Raw genomic sequence first — 5636 nt, 5'->3', positions numbered from 1 at the left:
AACTGATGGAGCAGGCAATACCACTACGTGTTCTTTCACTGTAACGGTGAGTGACGCTATTGCTCCTGTCTTCAGCAACTGTCCCAACAACATTACTGCTTCTACAAATGCTACAGCCTGTGGTGCGAATGTAAACTGGGTTCCTCCTATAGCCAGCGACAATTGCTCGGGCACCGTGAGTATATCATCCGATCACGCACCGGGTGATCTTTTTACGGAGGGCACCACCACCGTTACGTATACAGCAACCGATGCATCAGGAAACAATGCTACATGTTCGTTTACTATAACTGTGAATGATCTGACACCCCCTATATTTCAAAATTGTCTGGCGAATATATCTGTAGCGGCCGATAATTCTTGTGGAGCCTTTGTTAACTGGACGCCCCCTACTGCTACTGATAATTGCAGTATAGCCAGTGTTACAAGTTCGCACCTGCCCGGAGACAGGTTCGACACAGGCACTACCGAAGTAATATATACCGCCACCGATGTTCATGGCAACACTTCAACCTGCCGTTTCAATGTTAAAGTACGTAACGAAGAAGTACCTTCTGTTGAAGATTGTCCTGCAGATGTGTTAGCGAAGGCTGGCGAATCAGGACAAGTAGCTGTAGAGTGGATCCCTCCTACGGCCTCTACGCGATGTGGCGAATTAACCTTTACCGGTTCACATCAGCCTGGCGATATATTTCCGGTAGGCACTACATTGGTGGAATACACAGCCGCCAACGATGCAGGCAACACAGTAACATGTACATTTAATGTGATTGTATCATATGAAGATCTTGACGTAGAAGTAACCAAAGTGGTAACTCCTGATGGCGATGGACAAAATGATGAATGGATCGTGGTGCGCATCGAGAAATTCAGCCGTAACAAAGTACTCATCCTTGATCGATGGGGAAGTGTGGTCTATCAGGCTACAGGATATAATAATAATACCGTAGTATGGAACGGATTAAATACAAATGGTGTACAGGTACCTACCGGAACATACTACTACGTAATTGAGGTCGACTTCCTGGAAAAGCATTTGAAGAAGAGTGGGTTTATAGAATTGCTGCGATAACACATGGGGAGAGAGAAACCATATCATCCAATATACTATACGTTGCTTGTAACAGTACTGGCATTTACATTTCAGCATAGTATTGCACAGCAAAAAGTACAGTTCAGTCAGTATATGTTTAATACCCTGGTGATCAATCCCGCATATGCAGGCGCAGACGAAGCGTTGAATCTTACCTTCATTCATCGCAGCCAGTGGAGTGGTATAGATGATGCTCCTACTACACAGACTCTGACTGGACATACGTTATTCAAGAAAAAACATTTCGGATTGGGTGCCACGATCGTGAATGATCAATACGGTGTTCATAAAAACCTGAGTGCTTTAACGGATTATGCTTATCATATCCAGACCGGCAGGAAATCATTTCTCTCCTTTGGCTTGCAGGCAGGTATAAATAATACACGTTCCGATTATGCTTCGCTGATTGGTGGCGCAACGAACGATCCGCGATTATATACCAATGTCTCCGAAACATTTTTTGACTTTGGTGCCGGTATATATTTCAGAAGTCCGCGATGGCATTTTGGTTTCTCTGCCCCTCAACTCTTGCCAGAAACTCTTTCTCTAGGCGACACGCTATCGGTGCGCTTGAGTCGTGCTAATTATTTTCTATTCTCAAAATACCGCATCACGCAGAACGAAAGTATAGAGTATGAACCTTCTATCTTACTGAAATATTTCCCAGGATTGCCACTCTCATACGACATTAACATCAACATGATCTATCGCAAGGTGTTAACACTCGGTTTATCGTATCGCAAAGAAGAATCCGTTGATTTTCTTTTGAAGGCACAGATCACACCACAGTTTCAGCTGGGGTATGCTTACGACCATGCCATAGGCAACGTAGCACGGCTCGCCAATGGATCGCACGAGTTAATGGTACAGTATCTCTTCAAGTTTGTAGAAACCAAGGTAGCTTCTCCGCGATAATGATTAAGTCCAGGACTATATTGATAATCATTCTGATACTCGGTATATATACCGGAGTGCGTGGGCAGCAAACAGTCTTCGGGTTGTTCAGAAAAGATGTTAACCTGGGCGATAAGTACTATAGGGAAAGAAATTATCTTGATGCACTAAAGCTATATATAGAAGCAGCCAAGAAAGATCCGGATGTTCAACTTCGCGTAGCCCGCTGTTACTATTCACTGAAAGATTATACCAGGTCCATTCTTTATTACGACCGCTACTTAAAAGCCAAGAGGTCACTTCCCTGGAGCGATACATATTTCTATGCCGAGGTGCAGGCAGCCAATGGTAATTACGAAACCGCTATTGAATATTATCAGAAACACCTGGCCAACAAAAAGGACGATGAACTGGCTATGCGAAAAGTGTGGCGCCTGAGTAATATCCGCTACTTATACGAGGACTCATCGCACTTTAATGTGCACCCGCTTTCGCTGAACACCGAGTATGGAGAACTTTGTGCGGTGCCATACAAGAATAAGATCGTCTTCCTGTCTAACCGGAAGGAGCCCGAGCTTGTCGAAAAAGTAAATGCATCGATGAACGCTCCCTTCTACAAGATATATACTGCTCGTATTTTTCCCAGCGGTCAGTATGACAAGGCCACGCTCTTCAGTAAAGAACTCACATCACACCGTAATGCAGGCCCCGTTGTATTTTATGATAAGGAACAAAAGATGGCATTCGTCTCATCAGCAAATGAAACCGGCAATGGCGGCAGGCGTAACCTTCAACTCTTTTTTGCTGAATGGAAAAATGGTGAGTGGACTATCACTGCACCTTTTCCCTATAACAGTCGATATCATTCTATCAGCGACCCTACTATCAGCGAAGATGGCAAAGTGCTATACTTCTCTTCTGACATGGGTGGCGGTATAGGAGGCAAAGATATATACCGGTCTACTTTTGAAAACGATAAATGGACACAGCCGGAAAATCTTGGTGAAACAGTAAACACACCTTATGATGAAGTGTTTCCCTTTCTGCATCAGAATCGTACACTATATTTCGCTTCGAACGGTCATCCGGGAATGGGTGGACTCGACATCTTCGAAACGGCTATCAAAGCCGATGGCTATAGCGAGCCGCGTAATGCCGGCTATCCGATCAACACCAGCTATGATGACTTTGCTATGGTAGTTGACTCGCTCGATACACATGGCTATTTCTCATCGAACCGAAAGAACGGAGGCTACAACGATGATCTTTATGAAGTAGAAATGGACTTGCAAACTTACCCGGTAACTATAGCGGGTGTAGTAAAGTTAAAGGAGCATGCGTGGAGTGATTCTTCGGCACTAACGGCAATGCCTCACACAAAAGTTTACCTGGTCGATAACCTGCGCAATACGACTGTATCCGAAAACGTTACTGACAGCAAGGGAAATTTTTCCGTGATCGTACCCTATTTTAGTGAGTATATTATACGCGTAGTAGGCGATAACGGAAAAGAGAGCGCTGTTGTATTAGAAATCCCCAAGCACAAGCGACAAGTTAGCGCTCATGAAATTGTATTTGTAAAAGACACTTTTTAAAGTATATATCGAGAGATGATTATGACACGGCTTTCAATATTTATACCCAGCATCATGCACAGCCATTGGAACAAGTTGCGCATGATCGTTTTGTTTGCCACACTGCTCACTGGTTTTTCTGCTACAGCACAGGTGCGACAACTGATACAGGTAAAAACATTCGATGAGCAATTGAAGCCCATGAAGAATGTAGAAGTATCAATCAATGGCAAGCCTTTCATTTCAACAGGCAATAAAGGTGAAGTGTTTACAGAATTACTCGAGGCTGACCTTCCTATAAAGACGATCAAAATAAAAAATGAACAACTGGAGCCAGCCGCCTGGAACCTGAGCAAGAGCATACTGGAAATCGCTGTGCGAAAGAAAAATTACCAGATGGTAAATGTTATGGTGAAAGAACAAAGCAACGCTTCTGTGGGTAATCTTTCTGTAACGTACCACGGAAAAAAGACAACACAAGTTACCACCAATACCGAAGGTAAATTTGAATTACCTATCGCGCTCGATGAGAAGATTGATGCAGCCAGTCAATTTACTATTAAAGGGTATAACATGGTTGACTTCCAGCAAAGCGGTCAGGATGCTATACTTACTATAGCGTTTATCAAGCCAGTAGCAGCTACTACCACAGAGCAAAAATCTCCTACGGCTACTGCGCAAGAAAAATCGGCTGCACAAAACCAGGTTGTCAACAAAGACTACTTTAAAAATTTCGATCTCTCACAACTCGACTCTATTCAATCGCTGACCGTATTCTATGCTATATTCAAGAATGTGTCTATGAAAAGTATGGACGCTGCCACCAGGGCTAAGCTCGATAGCAAGTTCAATGATCTGGTTACGCAACTTCAGGATTCACTGCGCAACAATCAGGATGTTTTCATGGGACGCATCTCTGATTCTTCGTTCGTAACGGAAGACATTAAAAACCTTGTGAAGCAAGCAACAGTAGAAGGTCAGGGCTTGCGCGAACAGCGTACAGAGTTCGATGAAAAAATCCGCATCATCGATGAGAAACTGAAGAAAGGTTTTTCGAACCTCGATGAAAATACACGCGCCATGCTTTTCTCAGATCTCCTTGCACTCGAACAATTGCTATCAGAAAATGAAAGTCGTTTTTACAAAAACCTGAGCGACTATCGACAGATCATCAACAGTCTCAAAGAAAAATACTTTGACTTTCAGCAGCTGGAAACCAAGCTTTCAGAAAGCGAGGCCAAGCGCTTGCAGGAGCAGCAGGCATTCCGGAAACAACTATTTCTGATATCAATTGTAGCATTAGTTTTTGGCGTTCTCATTGTGTTGTTAATTACTTTCAGCAGTCGTCTGCGCAAGCAAAAGAAATCATTGGTAGTAGCCAATGAAGAAGTGAAGCGTGTAAACGAAAACCTGGAAGTGATTGTACAAGACCGCACGAAGCTGCTGGCCGAAGCAAACCGCGAGCTCGATACATTTCTATACCGCGCATCGCACGACCTTCGCTCACCAGTCTGCTCCATCATCGGACTATGTAACATCGCCATTCATCTCTCCAACGGTGAACCGAAGGAATTAGTGGAACGCGTGGTTCACACTACTGAAGGTATGGACAAGCTTTTGAAAAAATTAAGCATCATCAGCGAGATCAACCAACCCACAGGCTATACTTCAATTACTTTGCTAAGCATGGTGGAAAATGTAAAGAACAGATTCCGGAACATCATTGAAGAAAAGCATGTGACCTTCGAAGTGGACTGTCCGGCCGATCTCGTTTTCTATTCTTACCCTAACCTGGTAGAAGTCGTTATCACAAACTTAATAGAGAATGCTCTCATCTATAGTCTCATGCAACACGGTGAAGGTCCGCGCATTGTATTCAAGGCCGCCATCTGGGGCAAGTATATACAGTTCAGCATTCGCGACAATGGCATTGGCGTAGAAGCCGGCATTCAGCATCGCCTGTTCGATATGTTCTTCAAAGGTCACCCCGATTCTAAAGGCAATGGCCTCGGCTTATACATTGTTCAAAAATCCGTGCAGACATTAGAAGGCAACATCACCCTTGAGTCTGTGCC

At 43.9% G+C, this 5636-nt stretch carries 4 protein-coding genes; all 4 read left to right on the top strand.

The annotated features are described in order from the left end of the window. The coding region (locus VIN08_RS24910) for an HYR domain-containing protein (protein WP_331971370.1) at window positions 1-1072 on the top strand (1072 nt) is incomplete at its 5' end. A gap of 3 nt (window positions 1073-1075) precedes the next feature. Next, the gene (locus tag VIN08_RS24905; protein WP_331971368.1) at window positions 1076-2008 is read left to right on the top strand and encodes a type IX secretion system membrane protein PorP/SprF; all 933 of its coding nucleotides are present in this window, start codon (window positions 1076-1078) and stop codon (window positions 2006-2008) included. Then, window positions 2008-3582, top strand: a complete 1575-nt coding sequence (locus VIN08_RS24900) for a tetratricopeptide repeat protein (RefSeq protein WP_331971366.1) — start codon at window positions 2008-2010, stop codon at window positions 3580-3582. The genes VIN08_RS24905 and VIN08_RS24900 overlap by 1 nt, the downstream gene beginning before the upstream one ends. A gap of 21 nt (window positions 3583-3603) precedes the next feature. Then, the coding region (locus VIN08_RS24895; RefSeq protein ID WP_331971364.1) for a HAMP domain-containing sensor histidine kinase at window positions 3604-5636 on the top strand (2033 nt) is incomplete at its 3' end.

It is taken from the genome of Ohtaekwangia sp., assembly GCF_036568665.1.
In the GTDB taxonomy this organism is placed as follows: Bacteria; Bacteroidota; Bacteroidia; order Cytophagales; family Cyclobacteriaceae; genus Ohtaekwangia.
This window is presented reverse-complemented; position numbering and strand designations above follow the sequence as displayed.

Coding starts and splice junctions, on each gene's coding strand:
- VIN08_RS24905 (WP_331971368.1), top strand. CDS start 1,076: ATGGGGAGAGAGAAACCATATCATCCAATATACTATACGTTGCTTGTA.
- VIN08_RS24900 (WP_331971366.1), top strand. CDS start 2,008: ATGATTAAGTCCAGGACTATATTGATAATCATTCTGATACTCGGTATA.